The organism is Thermodesulfobacteriota bacterium (assembly GCA_040756475.1).
In the GTDB taxonomy this organism is placed as follows: domain Bacteria; phylum Desulfobacterota; class Deferrisomatia; order Deferrisomatales; family JACRMM01; genus JBFLZB01.
On sequence record JBFLZB010000035.1, the window covers coordinates 1 to 23,532 of the forward strand.

The window sequence follows — 23,532 nt, forward strand, 5'->3', positions numbered from 1 at the left end:
CCCAACGTGGGGGTTGGAAGGAGTGGGTGTCGTGGGAAATCGGATCGCCGACCGGCACCCCGAAGCCCTGCGGGGCTGAGCGCCCTGGTACCCGGCGAGATCCAACGACAGGCGAAGGCGGCTCAGTGCTCCGGCCGGCGTCAAGAACGGGGGGTGTGAAGAGGATTGACGTCGGAAGAGTCTGGGGGCGGGGTCCGGGACGGGGATGGAGGACGTTGGGGGATGGGGGACGGCGTTCCCGGTTCCCGGTTCCCGGTTCCGGATGCTCGATTCCGGGGAACGGGGGCCTCGCCGCTGCTCGCCGCTCTGCGACGGGCGGCGTGGTCCACGGGCGAAGCCCCGGCCGGGTGGCTGCCGGGCTCGGCCGGTCCACTACTGAGAGTTCAAGAGGGCAAGGTGCCGGTGAGGCGGGGCGCAGAGCGTGGCCGCACTCGCGAGCGCGGGTGCGTGCCCGCTCGCAAGACGTCCAAGGCGCCAAGGAAACCACTCGCGGGGAAGGAGTGATCTGGCGCCGGAGGCTTTCACTGGTTTGGGACAGTGCTGCTGCGGATCAGAGGCCTAACGCCTTTCTCGCTTCCGCCAACGAAACGACAGGAGCATCCCCTTCGGCCTCCTTTGCAACCCTCAGCTCCTTCAGATCTTCCAAGTCAGCTAGCAACTCTCGAAGGGCCACGAACTCCTCATAGGGAAGCACAACGAACTGCTTCTCTCCCCCCTTGCTTAGGATTGCCGGGTGCAGATCGATCATGGGTTGATCCTACCTATATGCTTCCTTGCGGTGTAGTATGCGGTAAACGACGATCTGATCTCCTTCCAACTCGAACAAGACGCGGTAGTTTCCGACTCTCAAGCGATACTCCGGTCGGTGGCTCGCGAGCCGTTTCACGTCGCCGGCAAGATCGTGTTCCAACTCCTCCATCCTGCCCAAGATCCGGCGGCCCTCTTTTCGAGGGACTGCGCCGAGGTCCTTTAGAGCCTGCGGTTTGAACACCGTCCGGTAGTCCAATCCGCCCTCCCCGCGCCCGGCGCTCACACCGGGCTCTCGCTACGATCGGGCCTTGGTCCCGCCAGGCTTACGACAGAAACCATACATCAAATCCGGGCCGGCCCGCAATTCATGCGTGTCTTGGGGGCCGTCGAGGGAGAGAGAGCGTGGGTCGCTTCCTCTCGCGCCGGGTTCAGTCTCGCGTGGGACGGGGGCGTTCGGGCGGAAGAGCCCCGCGTGCCCCCTCGCACGCGGGGCTCGGCTACCGCCTGCGGTACGCGTGGTCGTGCTGTGCGTGGAGGCTGATGAGGCGCTCAGCGTGGTTGGCCCGTGCCGTGGGCTTTCCTCCCGTTGGGCACACAGGCGCCCTTTCTCTGGAGCCGGCCGGAAGGGCCTGGCGGTGCCCCTGCGCCCGAGGGCGAAGGCCTGAGCCCCGACGACCTCTGCCCTCGACACGGATACCGCGCGGCCGTGTAGTCCAAAAGGCTGCCGCGTGCCGAGGAAGGATTTGTTTTTTGGGGAATCGGACCGCCGGCCGGGACCCCGAAGCGCTGTGGAACGGAGCGCCCCGGTACCCGGCGAGGTCCAACGACCGACGCGGGCGGCCGAGGTGGCTCTCGGCTCGCGGCCTGCGCTCAGAACGAGGTGAGAACCGGATGATCGACGTGGGAAGAGTCGGCAAGCGCGGAACCGTGGTCATCCCGCCCCGGATGTTGCGGCGCTACGGACTCGAGGAGGGCTGCTTGCTCGTCCTGGAGGAAGGCCCCGAAGGGCTCACGCTGCGGCGAGCCGCAGACGAGGAGCTTCTGGAGACCTACACGACCCAACGAAGAGCTGAGTTCCTGCTCCAGAATGCCGTCGACGAAGAGGATGACGCGCAGGCCCGATTCGAGGTGCGGCGGCTGGGCCTGGACCCCGCCGCCATCCCCCACGAGCGGCCGTAAGCGGTGGATCGCGTCTTTCTCGACGCCAACGTGCTCTTCTCTGCTGCGTGCCGCGACGGTTCGCCGTTGGCGCGCCTGTGGAGCCTCGAGGGCGTGGACCTCATCACCTCGGCGCACGCCCTCGAGGAGGCGCGGCGCAACCTGTGTTCGCGCTATCGGGACGCAGGTGCACAAGAGCATTGCCACGCAGACGCGTGTTGGGAGGGACCTCTTTTGGCCGGCCGCGATGCGAGGTGCGGCGGGCGGACCGGGGCTCACGCAACGGCGTTGCGCCGCTACGAGAGAACGGGCCCCTGTTCGCGCTGGGCGCCGAGGCGCAAGGAGGATCGCTCGTGAGGGTTCACGAGAGGGCGATGTCCAGGGCCTTTCGGAAGTCTTCGAGGGTCGCGGCGGTGACCGCCTTCTTCAGGAGCATCTTCAGGACGGTGACGTCCCCTACCCCTTCGATCCGCTCCAGCACGGAGCGCGGCACCACGTCGAAGCGCGCCTCCAGCGCCTCCACGACGGCCTCCCGCGCCGTGGCGCCGGCGCCCTGCTGGAGCCCCTGCTGGAGCCCCTGCTGGAGCCCCTGCTGGAGCCCCTGCCGCAACCCCCTCTCCTTGCCCTGCTCCATCCATTGTTCCGCCAAGGTCGGCATGAGCCCTGCTCCCTTCTCTGGAATCGTTTCCTGAAGCGCCTTCTCCACGTCCTCGGCCCGCACCCTGTCTGCACCCCGCACGACGTACGTCAAGAACGTCCGCACGTGGTCCAGGGCTGTCTTCTCCTGGCACGACTCCCACAGGAGCCTCAGGATCTCGGGTAGCCTCTGTCCGAGATCGTCCCGGAAGATGTGCTTCATCAGGAGCATCGCGGCCCGAAACTGCACTGCCCCCTTGAGCTCCGCGTCGGTGTAGCGCGAGAGATCGCACAGCTCGTACCGAAACGCCGGCACGTAGCCCGCAAGAGGCTCGGGCGGCTCGAAGAGGCTCCCGAACGCCACGGGGACCCTCCAGGCCTGCCGGCCGTGGTAGAAGACGACCGTTTTCGACGAAGTCCCGCGCTGCCCCCGCGTCGGCCAGCACTTCCCGGAAAAACCTGTCGTGGGGATTCGAGACCTCGGCCATGGCGAGAGTGTAGGCGCCGGCATCCCGGCGCGCAACTTTTGGCCGGCCGCCGGGGGCGCGCTGGTGCGCAAGAGCTTTGCCCACGCGGCCCGGGTGAGGGGGACGCGGGGGCGGGTCTAGAGCCGGTAGGGCGCCTCGACGAAGGAGAAGCGCTCGGGGGGGAAGTCGCGGGTGTTGCGGGTGGCCAGGCGCAGGCCGCGGGAGAGGGCGAGGGCCGCCTGGAAGGCATCGGGCAGCTTCCATCGGTTTTCCCGGCGCAGGCGAGCCGCCAGGTCGGCGGCGGCGACGCCGATCTCGACGGTGACGAAACGGTCGAGCAGCCGCAGGGCCAGCGGCTCGCGCTCCCGAGCAAACCCGGTGAGCACCTCGGCTCTGGTGATGACGGACACGGCTGCCCTGCCCTTCGTTCGGGCAAGGAATGACGTGGCGGCCTCGATGCCGTTGAAGTGGTCGATGAGGACTACGGAATCGAGGAGGTGCGTCAGCGAGGCGTTTCCCATTCGTCCCTCAGGCGCCGCTGGTAGGCGAGGCCGTCTTCCCCTTCCCATACGCCGCTCGTGTCTCGGAGCACCCGGTCGAAGCACTCGAGGCCGAGCTCGGATTCGCTGCGCAGCCTGCGGACGGCCCGCCGCACGATCTCGGCCATGGGCACGTGTTCCTCCCGGGCCTTGTCGTCGAGCCACTGCTTGTCTTCCGGGTCCAACCCGATGACGGTGCGCACCATGATCGCTCCCTCCGGAGGTGATATCGCGCCGATCGAAATGATATCGCAGGGCCTGATCCCGGGCAATGGCGCCAAGTGCCGGGGGCCACGTGCCGAGCAGGGGCAGGTTGTGTAGTCCCAAGAGCCAACGGCCAAGGGCCTCGGGTTTCCGGTGCCGGGTTGCCGAGCGCTGCTTGGCGGGCTTTGCGGCTTTGCGCGAGACGGGACTTTCTGGTTTGCCCGTACGGCCCTCGTGGGGCGCGTGCGCCCCGCAACGCGCTGTCAGAGCCCCCGATACACTTCCCTGCGGTGACCGACCTTCACCACGAGAACCAGGAGCCGGTCATCCTCGATGCGGTACAGCACCCGGTAAGCACCTACGCGGATGCGATACCCCTGATCCGTTTCGGCCAGCCGCTTCACACCGGGCGGTCTGGGATCAGCGGTCAGCACGGCGAGCCGCTTCAGGACCTGAGCCCGGATTCTCGGCGCCAGACTGGAAAGTTCTCCCTTCGCCCGGGTGGAGAGCTCCACCCGGTAGGTTCACTTGCGCGCCCCCTCGAGCCCGTACTCGTCCAAGACGGTCTCGAGGGCAACCGTCTTGCGCCCGTCGAGCTCCCATTGCGCGAGGGCCTCGCGATAGTCCTCGGCGTCCAGCAGATCCTCCAGGCGCTCCAGCGCCCGGAGGTCGTCGAGGGAAACGAGGGCCCCCACGGGCTCTCCGTTCTGCTCCACGACCACGCGCTCGTTTCGAGTGCGGACGCGCCGCAGCGCACTCGAAAGCTCACTGCGATCCATGGGAACCGCCACGATCGCCATGAGAGCCCTCCTCTTCAGGCCTCTTCACTCGCCCTTTCAGACCGCCCGGGTTCGGGCAGTCCGCAGGCGCTTCCACCGCCTCCCGGATGCAGTGCGCGACCGGTCACGCAGCGGCAGGCTTCCCCTGCGCACGGAACATTCTCGGCCCCAAGCCACCCTTGCAGCTCATTCTGCTCCCAGCGCATCCACGGCGCAATTTGCTTTCGCTCGTGACGGGGGACGGGTACTGCGGTTGGCGTTCCCGGTTCCCAGTTCCCGGTTCCCGGTTCCCAGTTCCCAGTTCCCAGTTCCCAGTTCCCAGTTCCCGGTTCCCGGTTCCCGGTTCCCGGTTCGGGGGACGGGGGTCGGAGGACGGGGGACGTGAGGCGTGAAGGGTGAAGGGCCGGCAGTTCGCTCCCAACAGCCAACGGCCAAGGGCCTCGGGTTTCCGGTGCCGGGGGACGTGAAGCGTGAGATGTGAAACGTGCGGAACGGAGCGCCCCGGTACCCGGCGAGGTCCAACGACCGGGGCGGGCGGCCGAGGTGGCTCTCGGCTCGCGGCCTGCGCTCAGAACGAGGTGAGAACCGGATGATCGACGTGGGAAGAGTCGGCAAGCGCGGAACCGTGGTCATCCCGCCCCGGATGTTGCGGCGCTACGGACTCGAGGAGGGCTGCTTGCTCGTCCTGGAGGAAGGCCCCGAAGGGCTCACGCTGCGGCGAGCCGCAGACGAGGAGCTTTTGGAGACCTACACGACCGAACGAAGGGCTGAGTTCCTGCTCCAGAATGCCGTCGACGAAGAGGATGACGCGCAGGCCCGATTCGAGGTGCGGCGGCTGGGCCTGGACCCCGACGCCATCCCCCACGAGCGGCCGTAAGCGGTGGATCGCGTCTTTCTCTGGATCTTCCGGCGGGCGTGGAGCTGCCACTCAAGGCCCAGGTGATTCTCGCCGCGGCGATCGCCGCCAAGGCGACCCACCTGCTCACCGGCGACCGACGCCACTTCGGGCCCCTGTACGGAACGGCTCCCACGATCCATGTGTAGCCAGCTTCGACGGGGAACCTCCCATGCACAACGAGTTCACGGCTGTGATCGAACGGGATGGCGACTGGTACATCGCCTGCTGTCCCGAGATCCCTGGCGCCAACGGCCAGGGACGTAAACCCCGCGGGGCTTGCCGCGCGGGAGACGGTGCTGCGATACTGGACCGGCGACACGGTGGACGAGGCGGCGCCTGGACGTGGTTCGGAATCCGAACCACGGTCCATCCGGTCCGTATCTGCGACCACTTGACCCTTGCACCACCGCTCTCTTAGCCATTGGAAGGGAAACTGCCATGAAGATCGCCATCAGCGGAAAAGGGGGTGTGGGGAAGACGACCTTGGCGGGGTGCCTGGCACGCCTGCTTGCGGCTCGGGGCCAGAAGGTGCTCGCCATCGATGCGGACCCCGACGCCAACCTTCCGTCCGCCCTGGGAATTCCGGCGGAGCGGCTGGGGTCCCTCCAACCCCTGGCCCAGATGAAGGACTTGGTGTCCGAGCGCACCGGCGCCCAGGCCGGCACGTTTGGGGGGATGTTCAAACTCAACCCCAAGGTGGACGACATTCCCGACGCCTACGGCATCGTCCACGACGGGGTCAAACTCCTGACCCTGGGGACGGTTCCCAAGGGGGGAGGAGGGTGCCTGTGCCCGGAAGGGACCCTTCTGCGAACCCTGATGCGCCATCTCATGGTGGGGCGCGGCGAGACCGTGATCGTCGACATGGAGGCCGGCCTGGAGCACCTGGCCCGGGGCAGCACCGAGGGGGTGGACGCGTTTCTCGTGGTGGTGGAACCCGGCCAGCGGGCCGTTCAGACGGCCCACCAGATCCGCCGCCTCGCCACGGACCTCGGGGTGAGGAAGGTGTTCGTGGTCGGCAACAAGGTGTCGAGCGAGGATGACCGGGTCATGGTGCAGGAAGGGGTGGCACCCATGCCCGTGCTCGGCCACCTCTCCCTGCGCGAGGCGATCCGCCGGGCCGACCGGGATGGGGTAAGCCCCTTTGATCTGGACGACGGGCTGCGCGCCGAGGTGGCGGCGGTCTACGAGGCCCTGGAGCGAGTCACCTCGGCAGGCTGACCCGACGCGAAGGGAAGTCCCGCCTCCTCTCGCAGCCACTTCCGCAGGATGTCTCCCCACACCTCGGCGGCGGCCGGAAGGGGCCCCTCCCTGTCCAGCTTGGCGGCAAGTCGCCAGGACCAGGGCAGGAGCTCCCGGAGCGCCGGGTCGGAGGCGGCCGCACCGAGAAGGGCCGCCGGGGCCCCGGAAAAGAGAGGACGTCCGGCGCTGAGGCACAGTACCCGCGTCGCCAGGGGCAGCAGCGGCTCCGGCCAGTGGGTGGCCACGAGCACCGCCCCCCCCTCGGCGCGAAACGACGCCACTTCGTCCCACACGAGGTGCTGCCCGTGGGGGTCGAGGCCCACCGAGGGCTCATCGAGCAGGAGCACCTTGGGGCGCCGCGCCAGAACCCCCGCCAGGGCCACGCGCCGCTTCTCCCCACGACTGAGGTTCGCTACGGGCAGCTCCCAGAGGGGCTCGGGCACCGCGGCACGCACCAATGCGTCCCGTGCGGCGTCCCCCCCGTCCACCTTCCGGCACGGCGCCCGACCGCCCAACCCCCACGCCACGTCCTCCAGGGGGGTTCGCCCCACGAGTTGCCGCTCCGGGTACTGGAACAGGAGCCCCGCGGCCCGCCCGACGTCGCGGGGGGGCACCTGCCCCGAGGTCCACGACCAGAGAGGCCCCCCTCTGCCCCCAAGCTCCACGCTCCCCTGGTGAAGGGGCAGGAGCCCGGCCAGGCACTCCAATAGGGTCGTCTTCCCCGAGCCCGGACGCCCCAGCACCATCAGGAGCTCTCCGGCGCCCAGGGCGACCGTCACGTCTTCGAGGGCTACGACCCAGGCTCCGGCCCGATTGCCGCGGCGTACGCCGAGCCCTTCGCCCCGGATCACTGCGCCACCCACGCCGCGAGCTCCGGAAACGACGGAAGGCGCTTGCCCTCGGCCGCCGCACGGCGCCGAGCCCTCTCATAGGGCGGCGCGGGAAGCTGGCACCCGCTCCAGCAAAAGTACGCCTCGGGGGCCCCGGAGAAGGCCACCCGCCCGCCGGCCAGGGCCACGACCCGGTCGGCCCACAGGATCTCTTCGCCCTGGTGGGTCACCTGGAGGACCCCCGCGCCGTTTCCCCGCAGCTCCGCCACGGTGCGCAAGAGGCCGTCCCGGTCCCAGGGGCTCAGCATCGACGTGGCTTCGTCGAGCAGGAGGAACCGGGCACCGAGGGCGATCACGGCGGCCAGGGCGAGCCTCTGGGCCTGCCCCCCCGAGAGGGTGTGGGTCAGCGCACTTCGCTCCTCCCACAACCCCACCGCCTTCAAGCTCTCTTCCACCCGCCGCCGGGTCTGCGCCGGAGCCAGGCCGCGGGTTTCGAGCCCGAAGGCCACGTCGTCCTCGACCACCGGCGCCACCCCCTGGTCTTCCGGGTTGGCGAAGACCATCCCCACCCTCGGATCGAACGGCGCGATCGGCCCTTCCCCGAGGGTCACCCGCCCATGCTCCGGTGCCAGCGCCCCCTTGAGGGTCAAGAGCAGCGTCGTCTTGCCCGAGCCGTTGGGCCCCACGAGCACCACGTGCTCTCCCGGGGCGAGCTCGAGGTCCACCTCCTCCAACACGACCCCCTGGCCCCGGCGCACGCAGATCCCCTGGGCCCGCAGGCCCTGCCCTGCACCCCCCAAAGAAGAGCGGGGCAAGGTCGCACCCTTGCCCCGCTCGCTGTCTTTCCGGGAATCCGCGCTCACGCCGGAGCTTCGCCCCCACCCCCTGACACACTCTCCCCTGCGGCAGGTCCGGCGACGGTCGCCTTGGCCTTGCCGCGAGGAGCGTACGGCTCCTGCACGAGCTCCAGGAAGCTCACCGGCGCCCCGTCGCCCCTTCTCTCGCCCACCTTGATGATGCGGGTGTACCCGCCGGGCCGCTGCGCATACCGCGGAGAGATCTCGTCGAAGAGCTTGGCCACCACGCCCTTGTCGCGGACGTAGGCCAGGACGAGCCTGCGCGCATGGAGGTCGCCCCGCTTGCCCAGAGTGATGAGCTTTTCCGCCACCCGCCGAAGCTCCTTCGCCTTGGCATCGGTGGTCTGCACCCGCTCGTGCTCGAACAGCGACGTCACCATGTTGCGAAACATCGCCTTGCGGTGAGAGGCATTCCGCCCCAGCTTGCGGCCGGAGATCCTATGGCGCATGTCGATTCCTTTCCCTGGTCACTCGCCGGTCAGGCTTCTTCTTCCTCCGGGGTCTCCTCCGGAGGACTCCAGCCGGGTATTTCCATTCCCAGGTGGAGGTTCATCGTCACCATGAGGTCCTTGATCTCGTTCAGGGACTTCCGCCCGAAGTTCTTGGTCTTGAGCATCTCGCCGTCGGTCTTCTGCACCAGCTCGCCGATGTAGCGGATGTTTGCCGCCTTGAGGCAGTTCGCCGCACGCACCGAGAGCTCGAGCTCGCTCACCTTCCGGTCGAGGTTCGGGTTGTACGTGTAGCTCTCGCGCTCCTCCGAGGACTCCCCGTCGCCGCTTCCCTCGTCGAAGTTGATGAAGACCTGCACCTGGTCCTTCAGAATCTTCGCGCCGTACGCCACCGCGTCCTGAGGCTTGACGCTGCCGTCGGTCCACACCTCGAGGATGAGCTTGTCATAGTCGGTGCGCTGGCCCACGCGGGCCTGCTCCACCCGAACATTGACTTTCTCCATGGGGCTGTAGATCGCATCCAGCGCAATCCACCCGATGGCCATGTCCTCGTCCTTGTTGCGGTCCGAGGGCACATAGCCCTTGCCCACCTTCACCACGAGCTCCACGTCGAGTTTCGCTCCCTCCGCGAGGGTGGCGATGTGGCGGTCGGGGTTCAAGACCTCGATGGTGCTCCCCGCCTCGATGTCCCCGGCGCGAACCACGGCGGGCCCCGTCTTCAGGATGCGCAGCCGCTTGGCCTTGTCCGTATGGGCCCGCAGCCGCACCTCCTTCAAGTTGAGGATGATCTCGCTCACGTCCTCCTTGACCCCCGGAACGGAAGAGAACTCGTGGGGGACCCCGTCGAACTTTGCCTGGCAGATCGCAGCGCCCTGGAGGCTCGACAAGAGCACCCTGCGCAGTGCGTTCCCCAGGGTCGTGCCGAACCCGCGCTCCAGAGGCTCCGCTACGAACTTGCCGTAGGTGGCGCTCAGGCTCTCAGGCTCCGCCTCCAGCCGCTTGGGTCGAATCAGCTCACGCCAGTTTCTTTCTTGCAACGTCGCCAACCTCCGCCGAGGGCCGTGCCCCTCGGAATCTTACTTCGAGTACAGCTCCACGATCAGGTGCTCTTCGATGGGAAGCGTCAGGTCTTCCCGGGCGGGAAGCTCCTTGACCTGTCCCTGGAAGGCCTTGGCATCCACGTCGAGCCAGCGCGGAACTCCCCGGCTCGCCAGGTTCTCGAGGGCGGAGACGACCGGCGGGATCTTCCGGCTCTTCTCGCGCACCGCCACCACGTCCCCGGGCTTGGTCTGGAACGAGGGGATGTTGACCCGCCGGCCGTTGACCGTGAAGTGGCCGTGCCGCACCAGGTGCCGGGCCTCGGAGCGCGAGTTGGCAAACCCCATCCGGTAGGCCATGTTGTCCAGGCGCGACTCGAGCAACTGGAGCAAGCGCAGGCCCGTGACGCCCTTGGACCGATCCGCTTCCCCGAAGTAGATGCGGAACTGGCTCTCCTGCATCCCGTAGACCCGGCGGACCTTCTGCTTCTCCCGCAGCTGGCGGCCGTACTCCGACACCTTGACGCGCCCCTGCCCATGCTGGCCCGGGGGGTAGTTGCGGCGTTCCACGGCACACTTGTCCGTGAAACACCGGTCGCCCTTGAGAAAGAGCTTCATCCGCTCGCGCCGGCACAGCCGGCATACGGCTCCTCGATACCTTGCCAAAGCGGTACCTCCTCTGGTTTCTTCTTACACCCGGCGCCGTTTCGGCGGACGGCATCCGTTGTGGGGAATCGGGGTCACGTCCTTGATGGCGGTCAGGGTCAGGCCCGCAGCGTGGAGTGCCCGAACGGCTCCCTCGCGGCCCGAGCCGGGGCCCTTCACATACACCACGACGTTGCGCATCCCGTGCTCCATCGCCTTTTCGGCGGCATCCTTGCCCGCCATCTGGGCTGCAAACGGGGTGCTCTTGCGCGAGCCCTTGAACCCGGCGACCCCGGCATTCGACCACGCGACCGTGTTGCCGCTCAGGTCGGTAATGGTGATGACCGTGTTGTTGAACGTGCTGCGGATGTGGGCGATCCCGTCGCGAATGTTCTTCTTGACCTTCTTCACCCGCCGGGCGCCGCTGGACCTCTTCGCCATGACTCCTCCACTGCTCCTGCTTCTAGGTACCGGTTCCTCTATCGACGCCGGGGGCCCTTGCGCGTGCGGGCGTTGGTGCGCGTGCGCTGCCCGCGTACCGGCAACCCCTTGCGGTGCCGCAGGCCCCGGTAGCACCCGAGATCCATGAGCCGCTTCACGTGCGACAGCACTTCGCGGCGGAGATCTCCCTCCACCTTGTAGCGCTCGTCGATCACCTTGCGGATCTTCTGCAGCTCGTCGTCCGTCAGGTCCCCGGCCTTGCGATCGAACCCCACCTGAGCCTCGCCCAGAATCTGGCGGGCCGAGGACCGGCCGATCCCGTAGATATACGTGAGGGCGACCTCGATGCGCTTGGCGCGCGGCAAGTCGATACCCGACACTCTCGCCACTGTACAACCTCCTCTGGTGGTCTCAGGACCGCGGGGCCCGGCGGAAGAGCCTGCCCGCCGCGACGCCGATTCTCACTGCTGCTCTCGACACGTGCTCCGGCACTACCCCTGGCGCTGCTTGTGCCGGGGGTTGTCGCAAATGATCCGAACGATTCCCTTGCGCCGGATCACCTTGCACTTGTCGCAGATTCTCTTTACGGAAGGCCGAACTTTCATGTTGATTCTCCCAAGCCCTCTCGGCTACTTCTTCCGGTACGTGATCCGCCCCCGGGTGAGGTCGTAGGGCGAAAGCTCCACGGTCACCCGGTCTCCCGGCAAAATGCGAATGAAGAACTTTCTCATCTTCCCGGACACGTGCGCAAGCACCCGATGACCGTTGTCGAGCTCCACACGAAACATGGCGTTGGGCAGGGGCTCCACCACCGTCCCCTCGACCTCAATCGCTTCCTCTTTCGCCATGCCCTCGCTCTCCTCTCAGAGCCTGTGAAACAATCTGCTGCGCGACGATTCTTTCACAGGCTCTCAGTCCAGGCGGCTCAGGATCAGGGGCCCCCGCTCCGTGACGGCCACGCTGTGCTCGCTGTGGGCCGCCAGGCTCCCGTCGCGGGTACGTGCAGTCCACCCATCCGGGTCCACCACGACCCCGGTGGTGCCGTCGTTAATCATGGGCTCGATGGCGAGCACCATGCCCGGCCGCAGCCGTACGCCCGTGCCCTTCTCACCGTAGTTCGGAACCTGGGGGTCCTCGTGGAGGGATCGGCCGATGCCGTGCCCCACGAACTCCCGCACCACGGTGAACCCCGCCCCCTCCACCACAGCCTGGATGGCGGCCGAGAGATCGCCCAGGCGCCTTCCTGCCCGAGCCTCCCGGATGCCTGCAGCCAGTGCCTCCTCGGCCGCCCGGATCAGGGCCCGACCCCGGTCGCTGCCCTTGCCCACCGACACGCTAAAGGCCGCATCCCCGTAGAAGCCCCGGTGCAGCACTCCGCAGTCCACGCTCAGGAGGTCGCCGTCGCGCAACACCCGGCCCCGGCTCGGGATGCCGTGCACCACCTCGTCGTTGACCGAGGTGCACAGACAGCACGGATACGGCTTCCCCTGCGGGTTCCTGACCCCCTGGAACGCCGCCACCACCCCCCTGCGCTCCACCTCTTCCCGGGCGACCTCCTCCAGCTCCGCGGTCGTCACACCGGGTCGTACCGCTTCCCTCACCCGGGCCAGAATCTCGGCGACGATCCGGTTCGCCCGGACCATCTCCTCGATCTCCCGGGCCGACTTCAGGACGATCAACCCCCCAGCACCGCCGTGATCCGGCCCAGGATCTCCTCCATCCCCCCCATGCCGTCGATGGGCCGAAGCAGCCCGGCCTTTCGGTAGTAGGCGATGAGCGGGGCGGTCTGCTCGTCGTACACCTTCAGCCGGGCCCGGATCGTGGCCTCCCGGTCGTCATCGCGCTGGAAGAGCTCCCCGCCGCACTTGTCGCACGTTCCGGCCACCTTGGGCTGGCTGAACTTCACGTGGTACATGGCCCCGCATCCCTTGCAGGTGCGCCGCCCCGAGAGTCTCTCCACGAGCTCCTCGTTGGGCACCTCCACGGAGAGCACGTGGTCGATGGCTTGTCCCATCCGGGCCACGGTGTCCTTCAAGGCATCGGCCTGGGCCACCGTGCGGGGAAAGCCGTCCAGGATGTACCCCTTGGCGCAGTCCGCCTCCCGCAGCCGCTCCCCGATGATGCCGATCACGACCGAATCGGGAACGAGCTTGCCCGCGTCCATGTACGACTTGGCCGACTTCCCCAGCTCGGTCCCCTGCCGCACCGCTGCGCGAAGGATGTCCCCGGTGGAGATCTGGGGAATCTGGTACTTCTCCACCAGCCGCGTCGCCTGGGTGCCCTTCCCTGCCCCCGGAGGTCCGAGCAGAATCAGCCGCATGGGGTTCCCTCCTCTTTCCCGTTGGGTCAGCGACGCCCGCGAATGCGCTTGGCACCCATCAGGCCCTCATAGTGCCGCGTAATGAGGTGGGTCTCGATCTGCGAGACCGTGTCGAGGGACACGCCCACCACGATGAGCAGTCCCGTGCCGCCGAAGTAGAACGGTACTCCGAAGCGGCTGATGAGAATGGTGGGCAGCACGCAGATGAAGCTCACGTACAGCGCGCCCCAGAAGGTGAGCCGAGAGAGCACCTTGTCGATGTACTCGGCGGTGCGCTGCCCGGGCCGGATTCCAGGGATGTACCCTCCGTACTTCTTCATGTTGTCGGCCACGTCTACCGGATTGAACGTCACCGCCGTGTAGAAGTAGCAGAAGAAGATGATGAGCCCAACGAAGAGCACGTCGTGCACGATCTGCCCCGGGGCGAGCAGCCCCACCATGGTCTGCACCCAGGGGTGGTCGATGAACTGTCCCACCGTGGTGGGAAACATGAGCAGAGACGACGCGAAGATGGGCGGAATCACGCCGGCCGTGTTCACCTTGAGCGGCAGATGGGTGCTCTGCCCCCCGTACACCCGTCGCCCCACCACCCGTTTCGCGTACTGCACCGGGATGCGCCGCTGGGCCCGCTCCACCCACACGATGAAGAACGTGACCCCGACCATCACCACGATGAGCAGAAGCACCACGAACAGGTGGATCTGCCCGGCTCCCATGAGCCGGAAGGTGTTGTAGATGGCACCGGGCATTCCCGCCACGATGCCGGCGAAGATGATGAGGCTGATGCCGTTGCCGATGCCTCTCTCGGTGATCTGCTCGCCCAGCCACATGATGAACGCGGTGCCGGCCGTCAGCGTGGTGACCGTCATGAGCCGGAACCCCCAGCCCCCTGCAACCACCACGCTGGCCCCCCCGGGACCGGCCATGTTCTCCAGGCCCACGGCGATACCGAACCCCTGGACCACCGAGAGCACCACCGTGCCGTACCGGGTGTACTGAGTAATCTTCTTGCGCCCCTGCTCCCCCTCCTTGGAGAGCTTCTCCAGGGTGGGGACCACCACGGTCAGGAGCTGCAAGATGATCGAGGCGCTGATGTAGGGCATGATGCCCAGTGCGAACACGCTCATGCGGCTGAGCGCGCCCCCGGAGAACATATCGATGAGCCCCAGGATGTTGCCCTCGAGCCGAGCGAAGAACTCTGCCAGCGCCCCGGCGTCGATCCCGGGCACGGGCACGTGGGCCCCCACCCGGTACACGCCCAGGAGCAGGAACGTGATCAGGATACGGCGTCTGAGCTCGGGGATCTTTCCGATCCCCTGGAAGTCCCCGACCACCTAGGCCTCCTTTACCTCTCCGCCGCGGGCCTCGATCTTCTCCCGCGCGCCTTGGCTTACCTTGTGGACGAAGACCACGAGCTTGCGCTCCAGGTCCCCTTTGCCGAGGATCTTCACGCCGTCCTGGAGCTTCTTGACCAGCCCCTGCTCGACCAGCAGCACAGGCGTCACCTCGGTGCCGTCGTCGAACCGGTTCAGGTCGCACACGTTCACGCACGCGTACTCCTTGCGGAACGGATTCTTGAAGCCCACCTTCGGGAGCCGGCGCGCGAGCGGCATCTGCCCGCCCTCGAAGCCCTGCTTCCCGCCGTAGCCGGCCCGGGCCCGGGCGCCTTTGTGCCCGCGCCCGGCGGTCTTCCCCAGGCCCGACCCGGGACCACGGCCGACCCGCTTCTTTTCCTTCACCGCGCCCTTGGGGCGTTTGAGATCGTGCAGTCGCATGGTCTCTACCTCCCGGCCGTCAGGCCCGGATCTCGTCGAGGCTCTTCCCGCGGCGGGCCGCGATCTGGTCGGGGTGGCGCAGCCGCGCCAGGCCCTCCAGGGTCGCCCGGACCACGTTGTGAGGGTTGCTCGTCCCCAGGCACTTGGTGAGGATGTCGCGGATCCCGGCGGACTCCACCACGGCCCGCACGGCGCCCCCGGCGATGACGCCCGTGCCGGGCGCCGCCGGCTTGAGAACCACCAGCCCGGAACCGAAGTGGCCGAGAATCTCGTGGGGGATGGTGCCGTTGATCACCGGGACCTTCACCAGCTCCCGTTTGGCCGCCTCGATGCCCTTGCGGATGGCCTCCGGCACCTCCTTGGCCTTCCCCAGGCCGATGCCCACCGACCCCGCGTGGTCGCCGACCACCACGAGGGCGCTGAAGGAGAACCGCCGCCCGCCCTTCACCACCTTGGCGACCCGGTTCAAGTGGATCACCCGGTCGAAGAGCTCTCCGCCCTTGGCGTCGAAGTTCCTGGAGTCCATGCTGCTCAAGAGCCTACCCTCCTGTCCGCGCTTCCCGGTCTGGGTCAAAACTGGAGCCCCGCCTCACGGGCGGCGTCGGCCAGAGCCTTCACCTTCCCGTGGAAAGGGTACCCGTTGCGGTCGAAGACCACCTGGGTGATGTCTCGCGCCAGCGCCTTCTTGCCGATGGCGGCGCCCACGGTCTTGGCCGCCTCCACGGTACTGGTCGTCTTCAGGTCGTCGCGCAGGTCCCGCCCCATGCTCGAAGCGGCCACCAGGGTCCGCCCCGACGCGTCGTCGATGATCTGCGCGTACACGTGCTTGCCGCTCTTGTACACGGTCAGGCGCGGCCGCCCGGCCGTCCCGACCACCTTCCTGCGCACCCGTTTCTTGCGGGCTGCGATCGCGTCGCGCTTGGCCACCAGTCGGTTCATCTGCCGCTGCTCCTTCCTATCCCGGACCCTTCGCTGACCTGCCCTCGGGCCGTGGTGCTACTTCGCGCCCGACTTGCCTTCCTTGCGGACGATGTGCTCGCCCACGTACCGGATCCCCGTCCCCTTGTAGGGCTCCGGGGGCTTGAACGATCGGATGATCGCCGCCACCTGTCCCACCCGCTGCTTGTCGATCCCCTTGACCGAGATCACCCGCTGATCCTTCACCTCGACGGTGACATCGCCGGGGACGTCGAACTCCACCGGATGGGAGTAGCCCACGCTCAGCGTGAGGCTCTTTCCCTGCAAGTTCGCCCGGTAGCCCACCCCCACGACCTCCAGCCCCTTCTCGAACCCCGCCGTCACCCCGGTGACCATGTTCTGCAAGAGGCTGCGCGTCATCCCGTGCAGGGCCCGGTGCCGGCGGTGGTCGGTGGGCCGGCGTACGTTGAGCTCCGACGGGGACACCTCTACCCGGATATCGGGGTGCACGTCGAGGGCGAGCGCACCCTTGGGCCCCTTGATCGTCATCTTCTGGCCCTTGTGCTCCACCTCCACCTTGGCAGGCAGGGCGACGGGCATCTTGCCGATCCTCGACATCGCTGCACTCTCCTCTTGGGTGCGCCGGCTACCACACGGAGCAGAGAACTTCTCCGCCCACTCCCTGTTGTCGCGCCTTCCTGTCGGTGAGGACGCCCCTGGACGTGGACAAGACCACCGTACCGTAGCCGCTGCGGGCCTTGGGAATGTCTCCCGCCCCGACGTAGACCCTACGTCCGGGCTTGCTCACCCGCTGTAGGCCGTCGATGGCGGAATCTCCCCGGCTGTCGTACTTCAGGCGCACCAGGATCACGCCCTGGCGGCCGTCTTCCTGCCACGTCACGTCGGCCAGGTACCCCTCCTCGCGCAGTTCCTCGAGGACGGCCCGGTTGATCTTCGAACCCGGGATCTGCACCACCTCGTGGCGCGCCTGCACGGCATTGCGGATCCGGGTGAGCATGTCGGCGATGGGATCGGTCAACGGCATCTCGGAATCTCCTCGAAAAACCTTACCAGCTCGCCTTGGTCACGCCCGGGAGCTTGCCCTCGTGGGCCAGCTTCCGCACGCACAGGCGGCACAGCTCGAACTTCCGATAGAACCCCCTGGACCGCCCGCACACCCGACACCGGTTGCGCCAGCGAACCTTGAACTTGGGGGGGTGCTTTTGCTTCTCCATCTGCGCTGTCGTCGCCACGGGTACCTCCCCTGCCTCAGTTACGGAAGGGCATGCCGAAGAGCCGGAGGAGCTGCTTGCCCTCCTCGTCGGTCTCGGCAGTGGTGGTGATGCACACGTTCATCCCCTTGACCTTCTCCACCTTCTCCAGGTCGATCTCGGGGAAGATCACGTGCTCGTGGATCCCGAGGGTGTAGTTCCCCCGGCCGTCGAATCCCTTGCCCGACACTCCCTTGAAGTCCCTCACCCGAGGAAGCGCCACATTCACCATGCGGTCGAGGAACTCGTACATCCGGGCGCCGCGAAGGGTCACCTTGCATCCCACGGGCTGCCCCTCCCGCAGGTGGAAGTTGGCGATGGACTTCTTGGCCCGGGTCACCACCGGCCGCTGCCCGGTGATGCGGGCAAGGTCCTCCACGAGCTGGTCCATGAGCTTGGCGTTGTCCTTGGCCTCGCCCGCTCCCACGTTGACCACGATCTTCTCCAGCCGCGGCACCTGCATCACGTTGCCGTAGCTGAAGGCCTTGGTCATCGCGGGTACGATCTCTTTCTGGTAGCGGTCCCTCAACCTCGCCATGTTCCTCACCTTCCCGGCCGTCCGGCGTTACTTGTCGAGCACTTCACCGCAGCGCTTGCAGGACCGGACCTTGGTGCCGTCTTCCAGCGCCTTTCGCCCCACGCGAACCGGACGGTCGCACTTCTCACACACCGGGCCCACGTTGGACAGGTGCAGGGGCGCCTCCTTGTCGATGATGCCCCCCTTGCTCTGGGCATCGCCCTTCTTGTGGCGGCGCACCAGGTTGATCTTCTCGATCACGGCGCGGTCCTTGTCCCGCAGCACGCGCAGCACCTTGCCGCGCTTGCCCTTCTCGTTTCCGGCAATCACTTCCACCAGGTCGTTCTTCTTGATCTTCCCAATCGAACCCATGTTCCACCTTCCTCCCCGGCCTCGCTAGAGGACCTCAGGGGCCAGGGAGACGATCTTCATGAAGTTCTTGGCCCGCAGCTCCCGGGCCACGGGGCCGAACACCCGGGTGCCGACCGGCTCGCCGTCCTTATTGATGAGCACCGCGGCGTTGTCGTCGAACCGGATGTAGCTTCCGTCGGGCCGCCGAACCTCCTTGGCCGTGCGAACGATCACCGCCCGGGCCACCGACCCCTTGGCCACCTTGCTGTTCGGGATGGCCTCCCGCACGGAAACCGTGATGATGTCGCCCACGCTGGCGTACTTGCGCTTCGAGCCGCCCGCGATCCGAATGCAGTACACGCGCTTGGCGCCCGAGTTGTCCGCCACGTTGAGTACGGATTCCTGTTGGATCATGGTCTCTCTCCCGTCCTCAGACGGCCCGCTCCAGGATTTCCTTCACCCGCCAGCGCTTGTCGCGGCTGAGAGGGCGGGTCTCCTCGATGAGCACCTTGTCCCCCACGCGGCAGCTGTTGGCTTCGTCGTGGGCCTTGTACTTCTTGGACCGGATCACGTACTTCTCGTAGATTGGGTGCTTGCGGAGCCCTTCGACCAGGACGGTCACCGTCTTGGCCATCTTGTCGCTCACGATCACCCCGGTCATCTGCTTCCTCGGGCCGCGCTTCGTCTCTGCCATGGTCTCGTCCTTCGTTTCCTTACGCCCCGGCGAGCTCGCGCTCGCGCAGCACCGTCAGCACCCGAGCCATCTCCCGCTTGGCCGCCGGGATCCGGGCCGTATTCTCCAGCTGCCGGGTGGCGTGCTGGAACCGCAGATTGAAGAGCTCCTGGCGGAGCTCGGCTTCCTTGGCGCGAAGCTCCTCGCTGGAGAGATCGCGCAGCTCCTTAGCGCTCATACACGTCCTCCCGGGAGATGATCCGCGTCTTCATGGGGAGCTTGTGGGCCGCGCGCCGCAGCGCCTCCCGGGCCAGCTCCTCGGTCACCCCCTTGAGCTCGTAGAGCACCCGGCCGGGCCGCACCACGGCCACCCATCCCTCGGGCGCCCCCTTCCCCTTTCCCATCCGGACCTCCAGGGGCTTCTTGGTAAAGGGCTTGTCCGGGAAGATCCGAATCCAAAGCCTTCCGCCGCGCTTCACGTGGTGGCTGATGGCGATACGGGCGGCCTCGATCTGCCGCGACGTCACCCACGCCACGTCCACGGCCTGGAGCGCGTAGTCCCCGAAGTTGATGCTGCTTCCCCGGTGGGCCATCCCCCGCCGCCGGCCGCGGTGCTGCTTGCGGTACTTGGTGTTCTTGGGCGTCAACATGGCTATTTACCCTTCGTCAGCCGAGCGCCCTCGGCGTCGCTCAGGAGCTCGCCCTTGAAGATGATCACCTTCACGCCGATGGCGCCGTAGGTGGTGAAGCTCTCGGCGAACCCGTAGTCGATGTCGGCCCGCAGGGTGTGGAGCGGCACCCGTCCCTCCCGGTACCACTCGCTCCGGGCGATCTCGGCGCCCCCCAGGCGGCCGCCGCAGCTCACGCGGATCCCCTCGGCCCCAAGCTTCATGGCGGCCGTCACGGCCCGCTTCATGGCGCGCCGGAAGGCGACCCGCCGCTTGATCTGGGAGGCGATGTTCTCGGCCACCAGCTGGGCGTCGAGCTCGGGACGCTTGATCTCCCGGACGTTGAGGAAGACCTCCTTGCCGGTCTTGTCCGTGAGCACCTTGCGCAGCCGATCGATCTCCGCGCCCTTCTTCCCGATCACGATGCCGGGGCGGGCGGTGTGGACCTCGACGCGCACCTTGTTGGCGACCCGCTCGATCTCGATGTTGGCCACCCCGGCCTGGTCGAGCTCCTTCTTCAGGAACCTGCGCAGCTCCAGATCCTCGTGCAGGGTCTTGGAGTAGTCTTTTCCCCCGTACCAGCGGGAAAGCCAGGGCTTGTTGACGCCAACGCGAAAGCCGTAGGGATGAACCTTCTGACCCAACGCACACCTCCTCTGGTTACTTCTCTTCGAGCACCACCGAGACGTGGCTCGTGCGCTTCATGATCCGAAACGCGCGCCCCTGTGCCCTGGGCCGGAACCGCTTGAGCGTGGGCCCCTCGTCCACCCGGATCTCCCGAACCCAGAGGGTGTCGATGTCGAGGCCGTGGTTGTTCTCCGCGTTGGCCAGCGCCGACTCGATGACCTTGCGCACCGGGAGGCTGGCCGACTTGGGGGTGAAGCGCAGCGCGCTCAGGGCATCCTGCACGGGCTTGCCCCGCACCAGGTCCGCCACCAGGCGCACCTTGCGTGGAGCCATCCTCAGGTATCGTAGCGTCGCATTGGCTTGCATGGGTGTCCTCTGCGCTACCGCTTCTTGCCCTTGCCCTCACCCTTGACGTGAGAGCGGAAGGTCCGGGTGGGGGAGAACTCCCCGAGCTTGTGGCCCACCATGTTCTCCGTCACGAACACGGGGACGAAGGTCTTGCCGTTGTGCACGGCGAAGGTGTACCCGATGAAGTCGGGCAGGATGACCGAGCGCCGGGACCAGGTCTTGATGACCCGCTTGTCGCCGGTCTGCCGTGCCTTCGCCACCTTCTCTTCCAGGTGGGCGTCGACGAAAGGTCCCTTCTTGATGGATCGGGCCATGGGTTCCGCTCCTACTTCCGCCGGCGCACGATGTACTGCTGCGTGGCCTTGTTCTTGCGCGTCTTCTTTCCCTTGGTGGGCACACCCCAGGGGCTCACGGGGTGGCGCCCGCCCGAGGTTCGCCCCTCGCCGCCCCCGTGGGGATGGTCGATGGGGTTCATGGCCACGCCCCGCACCGTGGGCCGGATGCCCAGCCACCGCGTCCGCCCGGCCTTGCCGATGCGCAGGTTCTCGTGGTCCTCGTTGCCAACCTGCCCCACCGTGGCGTAGCACTCCACCCGGACCTTGCGCACCTCGCCCGAGGGCAGGCGAATCTGGGCGTAGTCCCCCTCCTTCGCCATGAGCTGACCGTAGGTGCCGGCGCTGCGGCACAGCTGCCCGCCCTTGCCAGGTTTCAGCTCCACGTTGTGGACCAGCGTGCCCAGGGGGATGCCCCCCAGGGGAAGGGCATTGCCCGGCTTGACCTCCACCCCGGGTCCCGCCTCGAGGCGGTCGCCCACCTTGAGATCCTTCGGGGAGAGGATGTAGCGCTTTTCCCCGTCCAGATACGTCAGGAGCGCGATGCGCGAGCTGCGGTTCGGATCGTACTGGATCGAGGAGACCTTCGCCGGGATCCCGCGCTTGTCTCGCTTGAAGTCGATCACGCGGTAGCGCCGCTTGTGCCCGCCCCCGATGTGGCGACAGGTGATGCGGCCGCGGTTGTTCCTGCCGCCGCTGCGCTTGAGCGGGCGAAGCAGGCTCTTCTCCGGAGTCGCCTCCGTGATCTCCTCGAAGGTCGACACGGACATGAAGCGGCGTCCCGCCGACGTAGGCCGATAGCGCTTGATCGCCATGGGTATGTCCCTCGCGTACCTGGGTCAGTGGCCCGCTACACGCCCTCGAAGAACGCGATCTGGTCGCCTTCCTTGAGGGATACGTAGGCCTTCTTCCAGTTGCTCTTGCGCCCGACGGACCGGCCGACCCGGGCGTTCTTGCCACGGACGATGACGGTGCGCACCCCCGTGACCGTGACCTGGAACACCTTCTCCACCGCCTGCTTGATCTCGGCCTTCGTGGCCGCGGTATCCACCTCGAACACCACCGCGTTCTCCCGCTCGCGCAGGTCGGTGGCCTTCTCGGTGACCACCGGCCGCTTGAGCACGTCGTATGCCGATCTCGCCATGACTAGAGCCTCTCTTCCACCTTCTCGAGGGCGCTGCGCAGCACGACCACCTTCTCGTAGCGCAGCACGTCGTAGACGTTGAGGCCCTCGGCCCGCAGTACCTTGACCCGGGGAAGGTTGCGCGCGGACTTCTCGATCCGCTCGTCGGGTCCTCCCACCACGATGAGGCCGCTGCCGACGCCGAGCGTCTTGAGGGTCTGGGCCAGCGCCTTGGTCTTGATCTCCGAGAGGCCCAGGTCCTCCACCACCAGGAGCTCCCCGTCCCGCGCCTTGGCCGCCAGGGCACACCGCAGCGCCAGCCTTCGCTTCTTCTTGGGCATGCTGTAGGCGTAGCTTCGCGGGGTGGGTCCAAACAACGTAGCGCCGCCCCGCCACAGGGGTGAACGCCGGGACCCCGCCCGGGCGCGGCCCGTGCCCTTCTGCCGCCAGGGCTTCTTGCCCCCACCCCGGACCTCCGAGCGGCCCTTCACGTCGTGGCTGCCCTGCCGGCGGGCGGCAAGCTGCATCCGCACGACTTCCCAGAGGAGGGCATCGTTGACCGGCGCGGCGAAGATCTCGTCGTCCAGCGCCGCCGTGCCCACCTGCTCGTTCGAAGAGTTCCAGACCGGTGCTTCCATGGCGAACCTCCGCCTTCCGAGTTGCCGAAGTACCCTACTTGCCGCCCAGCTTCACGGCGTTGCGAAGCATGAGCGCCCCGTGCTTGGCCCCCGGAACGGCCCCTCGGATCATGATGAGGTTGCGGTCCGTATCCACCTCGACCACCTGGAGGTTCTGCACGGTGACCCGCCGATTGCCCATCTGCCCCGCGAGCTTCTTTCCCTTGAAGACCTTGCCCGGCGACTCGTGGGCCCCGATCGCGCCCGGGCGGCGATGGAACATGGAACCGTGACTGCCCCGGCCCCCGCCGAACCCGTGCCGCTTCATGACGCCCTGGTAGCCCTTGCCCTTGCTCACCCCGATCACGTCGATCCGGTCCCCGGGCTGGAACATATCCACCTTGAGGACCTGTCCGACCTCGTAGTCGGCGGCGTTGTCCACTCGGATCTCCCGGAGAAGCCGCAACGCTCCCGAACCGGCCTTCTTGAAGTGACCCAGGGCGGGCCGGGTGACCCGGTGTGCCTTCACTTCCTCGAAGCCGATCTGGATGGCGTCGTACCCGTCCGTATCCCGCGTCTTCTTCTGGATCACGGTGCAGGGTCCCGCCTCGACCACCGTAACGGGGATGAGCTCTTCTCCGCCCACGAAGACCTGGGTCATGCCCAGTTTTCTTCCTAGTAGTCCCTTGGCCATCGGAGCTCCCTTGCCTTCCTACGGCGCCCGCAGCGCCGCCCTCGCTCTAGAGCTTGATCTCGACGTCCACGCCCGCAGACAAGTCCAGCTTCATCAAGGCGTCGATCGTCTGCTGCGTGGGATCCAGGATGTCGAGAAGCCGTTTGTGGGTGCGCATCTCGAAGTGCTCCCGCGACTTCTTGTCGATGTGCGGGGACCGCAGCACGCAAAAACGGTTGATCTCGGTCGGAAGCGGAATGGGTCCCGAGACCCGCGCTCCCGTGCGCTTGGCGGCGTCGAGGATCTCCGACACCGACTGGTCGAGCAGCTTGTGGTCGTAACCCTTCAGGCGGATCCGGATCTTGTCGCTGGTCATCGATTCACTCC

42 protein-coding genes and 1 pseudogene are annotated in these 23,532 nt (G+C 67.2%); 4 read left to right on the plus strand and 39 right to left on the minus strand.

The features are described 5' to 3' along the window. Positions 1-550: 550 nt before the first annotated feature. Together AB1578_07160 and AB1578_07165 are read right to left on the minus strand one after the other, a co-directional pair. The gene (locus AB1578_07160; GenBank protein ID MEW6487677.1) at positions 551-748 is read right to left on the minus strand and encodes a type II toxin-antitoxin system Phd/YefM family antitoxin; all 198 of its coding nucleotides are present in this window, start codon (positions 746-748) and stop codon (positions 551-553) included. 9 nt (positions 749-757) lie between these two features. Then, complete coding sequence (locus AB1578_07165) at positions 758-1,006, minus strand: type II toxin-antitoxin system RelE/ParE family toxin (protein MEW6487678.1); 249 nt, start codon at positions 1,004-1,006, stop codon at positions 758-760. A 635-nt stretch (positions 1,007-1,641) separates the two neighbouring features. On the opposite strand from AB1578_07165, the gene AB1578_07170 reads away from it, so the two are divergent. Further along, positions 1,642-1,929, plus strand: a complete 288-nt coding sequence (locus tag AB1578_07170; protein MEW6487679.1) for an AbrB/MazE/SpoVT family DNA-binding domain-containing protein — start codon at positions 1,642-1,644, stop codon at positions 1,927-1,929. 340 nt (positions 1,930-2,269) lie between these two features. Here the strand turns inward: AB1578_07170 and AB1578_07175 are convergent, their stop codons facing one another. The 5 genes from AB1578_07175 to AB1578_07195 form a co-directional block, all read right to left on the minus strand. Further along, the gene (locus AB1578_07175; GenBank protein MEW6487680.1) at positions 2,270-3,055 is read right to left on the minus strand and encodes an Rpn family recombination-promoting nuclease/putative transposase; all 786 of its coding nucleotides are present in this window, start codon (positions 3,053-3,055) and stop codon (positions 2,270-2,272) included. Positions 3,056-3,148: 93 nt separating this feature from the next. After that, the gene (locus tag AB1578_07180; GenBank protein ID MEW6487681.1) at positions 3,149-3,532 is read right to left on the minus strand and encodes a PIN domain-containing protein; all 384 of its coding nucleotides are present in this window, start codon (positions 3,530-3,532) and stop codon (positions 3,149-3,151) included. Beyond that, positions 3,514-3,756 carry a CopG family transcriptional regulator gene (locus AB1578_07185; GenBank protein MEW6487682.1) on the minus strand — a complete coding sequence of 81 codons (243 nt, stop codon included), beginning with the start codon at positions 3,754-3,756 and terminating at the stop codon, positions 3,514-3,516. Before AB1578_07185 ends, AB1578_07180 begins: the two co-directional genes overlap by 19 nt. Before the next feature lie 261 nt (positions 3,757-4,017). Continuing rightward, on the minus strand, positions 4,018-4,269 hold the full coding sequence (locus AB1578_07190) for a type II toxin-antitoxin system RelE/ParE family toxin (GenBank protein ID MEW6487683.1): 252 nt from the start codon (positions 4,267-4,269) through the stop codon (positions 4,018-4,020). 9 nt (positions 4,270-4,278) lie between these two features. Beyond that, positions 4,279-4,554 (minus strand): type II toxin-antitoxin system prevent-host-death family antitoxin, encoded by a 276-nt coding sequence (locus AB1578_07195; GenBank protein MEW6487684.1) that lies wholly within the window; start codon positions 4,552-4,554, stop codon positions 4,279-4,281. A gap of 568 nt (positions 4,555-5,122) precedes the next feature. Between AB1578_07195 and AB1578_07200 the strand changes: the two genes are divergently transcribed. The 3 genes from AB1578_07200 (at position 5,123) to AB1578_07210 (ending at position 6,652) form a co-directional block, all read left to right on the plus strand. Continuing rightward, positions 5,123-5,410, plus strand: coding sequence for an AbrB/MazE/SpoVT family DNA-binding domain-containing protein (locus AB1578_07200; protein ID MEW6487685.1), 288 nt, complete (start codon positions 5,123-5,125; stop codon positions 5,408-5,410). Between the two features lie 38 nt (positions 5,411-5,448). Beyond that, entirely contained in the window at positions 5,449-5,577 is a 129-nt protein-coding gene (locus AB1578_07205) for a hypothetical protein (protein MEW6487686.1), read from the plus strand. 292 nt (positions 5,578-5,869) lie between these two features. Then, positions 5,870-6,652, plus strand: a complete 783-nt coding sequence (locus AB1578_07210) for a carbon monoxide dehydrogenase accessory protein CooC (GenBank protein ID MEW6487687.1) — start codon at positions 5,870-5,872, stop codon at positions 6,650-6,652. On the opposite strand, the gene AB1578_07215 is transcribed toward AB1578_07210, so the two are convergent. The 32 genes and pseudogenes from AB1578_07215 to rpsJ all read right to left on the minus strand — a co-directional run bounded on the left by AB1578_07215 (position 6,616) and on the right by rpsJ (position 23,521). Next, positions 6,616-7,536, minus strand: coding sequence for an ABC transporter ATP-binding protein (locus tag AB1578_07215; protein MEW6487688.1), 921 nt, complete (start codon positions 7,534-7,536; stop codon positions 6,616-6,618). The genes AB1578_07210 and AB1578_07215 overlap by 37 nt on opposite strands. After that, positions 7,521-8,366, minus strand: coding sequence for an ATP-binding cassette domain-containing protein (locus tag AB1578_07220; protein ID MEW6487689.1), 846 nt, complete (start codon positions 8,364-8,366; stop codon positions 7,521-7,523). Before AB1578_07220 ends, AB1578_07215 begins: the two co-directional genes overlap by 16 nt. Before the next feature lie 89 nt (positions 8,367-8,455). Further along, positions 8,456-8,809 (minus strand): annotated as a pseudogene (gene rplQ, locus AB1578_07225) (50S ribosomal protein L17). 29 nt (positions 8,810-8,838) lie between these two features. Next, a complete protein-coding gene (locus AB1578_07230; protein ID MEW6487690.1) occupies positions 8,839-9,846 on the minus strand; it encodes a DNA-directed RNA polymerase subunit alpha in 1,008 nt (335 codons plus the stop codon). A gap of 39 nt (positions 9,847-9,885) precedes the next feature. Further along, the gene (gene rpsD, locus AB1578_07235) at positions 9,886-10,512 is read right to left on the minus strand and encodes a 30S ribosomal protein S4 (protein ID MEW6487691.1); all 627 of its coding nucleotides are present in this window, start codon (positions 10,510-10,512) and stop codon (positions 9,886-9,888) included. Between the two features lie 24 nt (positions 10,513-10,536). Then, complete coding sequence (gene rpsK / locus AB1578_07240; protein MEW6487692.1) at positions 10,537-10,932, minus strand: 30S ribosomal protein S11; 396 nt, start codon at positions 10,930-10,932, stop codon at positions 10,537-10,539. A gap of 38 nt (positions 10,933-10,970) precedes the next feature. After that, complete coding sequence (rpsM, locus tag AB1578_07245) at positions 10,971-11,321, minus strand: 30S ribosomal protein S13 (GenBank protein MEW6487693.1); 351 nt, start codon at positions 11,319-11,321, stop codon at positions 10,971-10,973. 102 nt (positions 11,322-11,423) lie between these two features. Next, complete coding sequence (rpmJ, locus tag AB1578_07250; GenBank protein MEW6487694.1) at positions 11,424-11,537, minus strand: 50S ribosomal protein L36; 114 nt, start codon at positions 11,535-11,537, stop codon at positions 11,424-11,426. 24 nt (positions 11,538-11,561) lie between these two features. Continuing rightward, positions 11,562-11,780: a translation initiation factor IF-1 gene (gene infA, locus AB1578_07255; GenBank protein ID MEW6487695.1), complete on the minus strand. Its 219-nt coding sequence runs from the start codon at positions 11,778-11,780 to the stop codon at positions 11,562-11,564. 63 nt (positions 11,781-11,843) lie between these two features. Beyond that, positions 11,844-12,611 (minus strand): type I methionyl aminopeptidase, encoded by a 768-nt coding sequence (gene map, locus AB1578_07260; GenBank protein ID MEW6487696.1) that lies wholly within the window; start codon positions 12,609-12,611, stop codon positions 11,844-11,846. After that, positions 12,608-13,252 carry an adenylate kinase gene (locus AB1578_07265; protein ID MEW6487697.1) on the minus strand — a complete coding sequence of 215 codons (645 nt, stop codon included), beginning with the start codon at positions 13,250-13,252 and terminating at the stop codon, positions 12,608-12,610. Before AB1578_07265 ends, map begins: the two co-directional genes overlap by 4 nt. A gap of 26 nt (positions 13,253-13,278) precedes the next feature. Then, entirely contained in the window at positions 13,279-14,586 is a 1,308-nt protein-coding gene (gene secY, locus AB1578_07270; protein ID MEW6487698.1) for a preprotein translocase subunit SecY, read from the minus strand. Continuing rightward, the gene (gene rplO, locus AB1578_07275; GenBank protein ID MEW6487699.1) at positions 14,587-15,027 is read right to left on the minus strand and encodes a 50S ribosomal protein L15; all 441 of its coding nucleotides are present in this window, start codon (positions 15,025-15,027) and stop codon (positions 14,587-14,589) included. It abuts the gene before it with no gap. Positions 15,028-15,046: 19 nt separating this feature from the next. Then, complete coding sequence (rpsE, locus tag AB1578_07280; GenBank protein ID MEW6487700.1) at positions 15,047-15,553, minus strand: 30S ribosomal protein S5; 507 nt, start codon at positions 15,551-15,553, stop codon at positions 15,047-15,049. A gap of 44 nt (positions 15,554-15,597) precedes the next feature. Then, positions 15,598-15,966, minus strand: a complete 369-nt coding sequence (gene rplR / locus AB1578_07285) for a 50S ribosomal protein L18 (GenBank protein ID MEW6487701.1) — start codon at positions 15,964-15,966, stop codon at positions 15,598-15,600. Positions 15,967-16,023: 57 nt separating this feature from the next. After that, positions 16,024-16,563, minus strand: coding sequence for a 50S ribosomal protein L6 (gene rplF, locus AB1578_07290; protein MEW6487702.1), 540 nt, complete (start codon positions 16,561-16,563; stop codon positions 16,024-16,026). 28 nt (positions 16,564-16,591) lie between these two features. After that, positions 16,592-16,990 (minus strand): 30S ribosomal protein S8, encoded by a 399-nt coding sequence (gene rpsH / locus AB1578_07295; protein ID MEW6487703.1) that lies wholly within the window; start codon positions 16,988-16,990, stop codon positions 16,592-16,594. A gap of 22 nt (positions 16,991-17,012) precedes the next feature. Next, the gene (locus AB1578_07300; GenBank protein ID MEW6487704.1) at positions 17,013-17,198 is read right to left on the minus strand and encodes a type Z 30S ribosomal protein S14; all 186 of its coding nucleotides are present in this window, start codon (positions 17,196-17,198) and stop codon (positions 17,013-17,015) included. 16 nt (positions 17,199-17,214) lie between these two features. Beyond that, on the minus strand, positions 17,215-17,754 hold the full coding sequence (gene rplE / locus AB1578_07305; protein ID MEW6487705.1) for a 50S ribosomal protein L5: 540 nt from the start codon (positions 17,752-17,754) through the stop codon (positions 17,215-17,217). A gap of 27 nt (positions 17,755-17,781) precedes the next feature. Continuing rightward, positions 17,782-18,105: a 50S ribosomal protein L24 gene (gene rplX, locus AB1578_07310; protein MEW6487706.1), complete on the minus strand. Its 324-nt coding sequence runs from the start codon at positions 18,103-18,105 to the stop codon at positions 17,782-17,784. A 24-nt stretch (positions 18,106-18,129) separates the two neighbouring features. Next, on the minus strand, positions 18,130-18,498 hold the full coding sequence (rplN, locus tag AB1578_07315; protein MEW6487707.1) for a 50S ribosomal protein L14: 369 nt from the start codon (positions 18,496-18,498) through the stop codon (positions 18,130-18,132). A 16-nt stretch (positions 18,499-18,514) separates the two neighbouring features. After that, entirely contained in the window at positions 18,515-18,778 is a 264-nt protein-coding gene (gene rpsQ, locus AB1578_07320; protein ID MEW6487708.1) for a 30S ribosomal protein S17, read from the minus strand. 19 nt (positions 18,779-18,797) lie between these two features. Then, entirely contained in the window at positions 18,798-18,995 is a 198-nt protein-coding gene (gene rpmC / locus AB1578_07325) for a 50S ribosomal protein L29 (GenBank protein MEW6487709.1), read from the minus strand. Further along, the gene (rplP, locus tag AB1578_07330) at positions 18,985-19,407 is read right to left on the minus strand and encodes a 50S ribosomal protein L16 (GenBank protein MEW6487710.1); all 423 of its coding nucleotides are present in this window, start codon (positions 19,405-19,407) and stop codon (positions 18,985-18,987) included. Before rplP ends, rpmC begins: the two co-directional genes overlap by 11 nt. Positions 19,408-19,409: 2 nt before the next feature. After that, positions 19,410-20,069, minus strand: coding sequence for a 30S ribosomal protein S3 (gene rpsC, locus AB1578_07335; protein MEW6487711.1), 660 nt, complete (start codon positions 20,067-20,069; stop codon positions 19,410-19,412). A gap of 16 nt (positions 20,070-20,085) precedes the next feature. Continuing rightward, a complete protein-coding gene (gene rplV, locus AB1578_07340) occupies positions 20,086-20,418 on the minus strand; it encodes a 50S ribosomal protein L22 (protein ID MEW6487712.1) in 333 nt (110 codons plus the stop codon). A 14-nt stretch (positions 20,419-20,432) separates the two neighbouring features. After that, positions 20,433-20,714 (minus strand): 30S ribosomal protein S19, encoded by a 282-nt coding sequence (rpsS, locus tag AB1578_07345; GenBank protein MEW6487713.1) that lies wholly within the window; start codon positions 20,712-20,714, stop codon positions 20,433-20,435. 11 nt (positions 20,715-20,725) lie between these two features. Beyond that, the gene (gene rplB / locus AB1578_07350) at positions 20,726-21,547 is read right to left on the minus strand and encodes a 50S ribosomal protein L2 (protein ID MEW6487714.1); all 822 of its coding nucleotides are present in this window, start codon (positions 21,545-21,547) and stop codon (positions 20,726-20,728) included. Positions 21,548-21,582: 35 nt separating this feature from the next. After that, complete coding sequence (locus tag AB1578_07355) at positions 21,583-21,876, minus strand: 50S ribosomal protein L23 (GenBank protein ID MEW6487715.1); 294 nt, start codon at positions 21,874-21,876, stop codon at positions 21,583-21,585. 2 nt (positions 21,877-21,878) lie between these two features. Further along, positions 21,879-22,493 carry a 50S ribosomal protein L4 gene (rplD, locus tag AB1578_07360; GenBank protein ID MEW6487716.1) on the minus strand — a complete coding sequence of 205 codons (615 nt, stop codon included), beginning with the start codon at positions 22,491-22,493 and terminating at the stop codon, positions 21,879-21,881. 34 nt (positions 22,494-22,527) lie between these two features. Then, positions 22,528-23,166 (minus strand): 50S ribosomal protein L3, encoded by a 639-nt coding sequence (gene rplC, locus AB1578_07365; protein ID MEW6487717.1) that lies wholly within the window; start codon positions 23,164-23,166, stop codon positions 22,528-22,530. Between the two features lie 46 nt (positions 23,167-23,212). Then, positions 23,213-23,521, minus strand: a complete 309-nt coding sequence (gene rpsJ, locus AB1578_07370) for a 30S ribosomal protein S10 (GenBank protein MEW6487718.1) — start codon at positions 23,519-23,521, stop codon at positions 23,213-23,215. Positions 23,522-23,532 lie beyond the last annotated feature (11 nt).

Coding starts and splice junctions, on each gene's coding strand:
- AB1578_07160 (MEW6487677.1), bottom strand. CDS start 748: ATGATCGATCTGCACCCGGCAATCCTAAGCAAGGGGGGAGAGAAGCAG.
- AB1578_07170 (MEW6487679.1), top strand. CDS start 1,642: ATGATCGACGTGGGAAGAGTCGGCAAGCGCGGAACCGTGGTCATCCCG.
- AB1578_07175 (MEW6487680.1), bottom strand. CDS start 3,055: ATGCCGGCGCCTACACTCTCGCCATGGCCGAGGTCTCGAATCCCCACG.
- AB1578_07180 (MEW6487681.1), bottom strand. CDS start 3,532: ATGGGAAACGCCTCGCTGACGCACCTCCTCGATTCCGTAGTCCTCATC.
- AB1578_07185 (MEW6487682.1), bottom strand. CDS start 3,756: ATGGTGCGCACCGTCATCGGGTTGGACCCGGAAGACAAGCAGTGGCTC.
- AB1578_07195 (MEW6487684.1), bottom strand. CDS start 4,554: ATGGCGATCGTGGCGGTTCCCATGGATCGCAGTGAGCTTTCGAGTGCG.
- AB1578_07200 (MEW6487685.1), top strand. CDS start 5,123: ATGATCGACGTGGGAAGAGTCGGCAAGCGCGGAACCGTGGTCATCCCG.
- AB1578_07210 (MEW6487687.1), top strand. CDS start 5,870: ATGAAGATCGCCATCAGCGGAAAAGGGGGTGTGGGGAAGACGACCTTG.
- rpsK (MEW6487692.1), bottom strand. CDS start 10,932: ATGGCGAAGAGGTCCAGCGGCGCCCGGCGGGTGAAGAAGGTCAAGAAG.
- rpmJ (MEW6487694.1), bottom strand. CDS start 11,537: ATGAAAGTTCGGCCTTCCGTAAAGAGAATCTGCGACAAGTGCAAGGTG.
- infA (MEW6487695.1), bottom strand. CDS start 11,780: ATGGCGAAAGAGGAAGCGATTGAGGTCGAGGGGACGGTGGTGGAGCCC.
- AB1578_07265 (MEW6487697.1), bottom strand. CDS start 13,252: ATGCGGCTGATTCTGCTCGGACCTCCGGGGGCAGGGAAGGGCACCCAG.
- rplO (MEW6487699.1), bottom strand. CDS start 15,027: ATGCGACTGCACGATCTCAAACGCCCCAAGGGCGCGGTGAAGGAAAAG.
- rpsE (MEW6487700.1), bottom strand. CDS start 15,553: ATGGACTCCAGGAACTTCGACGCCAAGGGCGGAGAGCTCTTCGACCGG.
- rplR (MEW6487701.1), bottom strand. CDS start 15,966: ATGAACCGACTGGTGGCCAAGCGCGACGCGATCGCAGCCCGCAAGAAA.
- rplF (MEW6487702.1), bottom strand. CDS start 16,563: ATGTCGAGGATCGGCAAGATGCCCGTCGCCCTGCCTGCCAAGGTGGAG.
- rpsH (MEW6487703.1), bottom strand. CDS start 16,990: ATGCCGTTGACCGATCCCATCGCCGACATGCTCACCCGGATCCGCAAT.
- rplE (MEW6487705.1), bottom strand. CDS start 17,754: ATGGCGAGGTTGAGGGACCGCTACCAGAAAGAGATCGTACCCGCGATG.
- rplX (MEW6487706.1), bottom strand. CDS start 18,105: ATGGGTTCGATTGGGAAGATCAAGAAGAACGACCTGGTGGAAGTGATT.
- rplN (MEW6487707.1), bottom strand. CDS start 18,498: ATGATCCAACAGGAATCCGTACTCAACGTGGCGGACAACTCGGGCGCC.
- rpsQ (MEW6487708.1), bottom strand. CDS start 18,778: ATGGCAGAGACGAAGCGCGGCCCGAGGAAGCAGATGACCGGGGTGATC.
- rpmC (MEW6487709.1), bottom strand. CDS start 18,995: ATGAGCGCTAAGGAGCTGCGCGATCTCTCCAGCGAGGAGCTTCGCGCC.
- rplP (MEW6487710.1), bottom strand. CDS start 19,407: ATGTTGACGCCCAAGAACACCAAGTACCGCAAGCAGCACCGCGGCCGG.
- rplV (MEW6487712.1), bottom strand. CDS start 20,418: ATGCAAGCCAATGCGACGCTACGATACCTGAGGATGGCTCCACGCAAG.
- rpsS (MEW6487713.1), bottom strand. CDS start 20,714: ATGGCCCGATCCATCAAGAAGGGACCTTTCGTCGACGCCCACCTGGAA.
- rplB (MEW6487714.1), bottom strand. CDS start 21,547: ATGGCGATCAAGCGCTATCGGCCTACGTCGGCGGGACGCCGCTTCATG.
- AB1578_07355 (MEW6487715.1), bottom strand. CDS start 21,876: ATGGCGAGATCGGCATACGACGTGCTCAAGCGGCCGGTGGTCACCGAG.
- rplD (MEW6487716.1), bottom strand. CDS start 22,493: ATGGAAGCACCGGTCTGGAACTCTTCGAACGAGCAGGTGGGCACGGCG.
- rplC (MEW6487717.1), bottom strand. CDS start 23,166: ATGGCCAAGGGACTACTAGGAAGAAAACTGGGCATGACCCAGGTCTTC.
- rpsJ (MEW6487718.1), bottom strand. CDS start 23,521: ATGACCAGCGACAAGATCCGGATCCGCCTGAAGGGTTACGACCACAAG.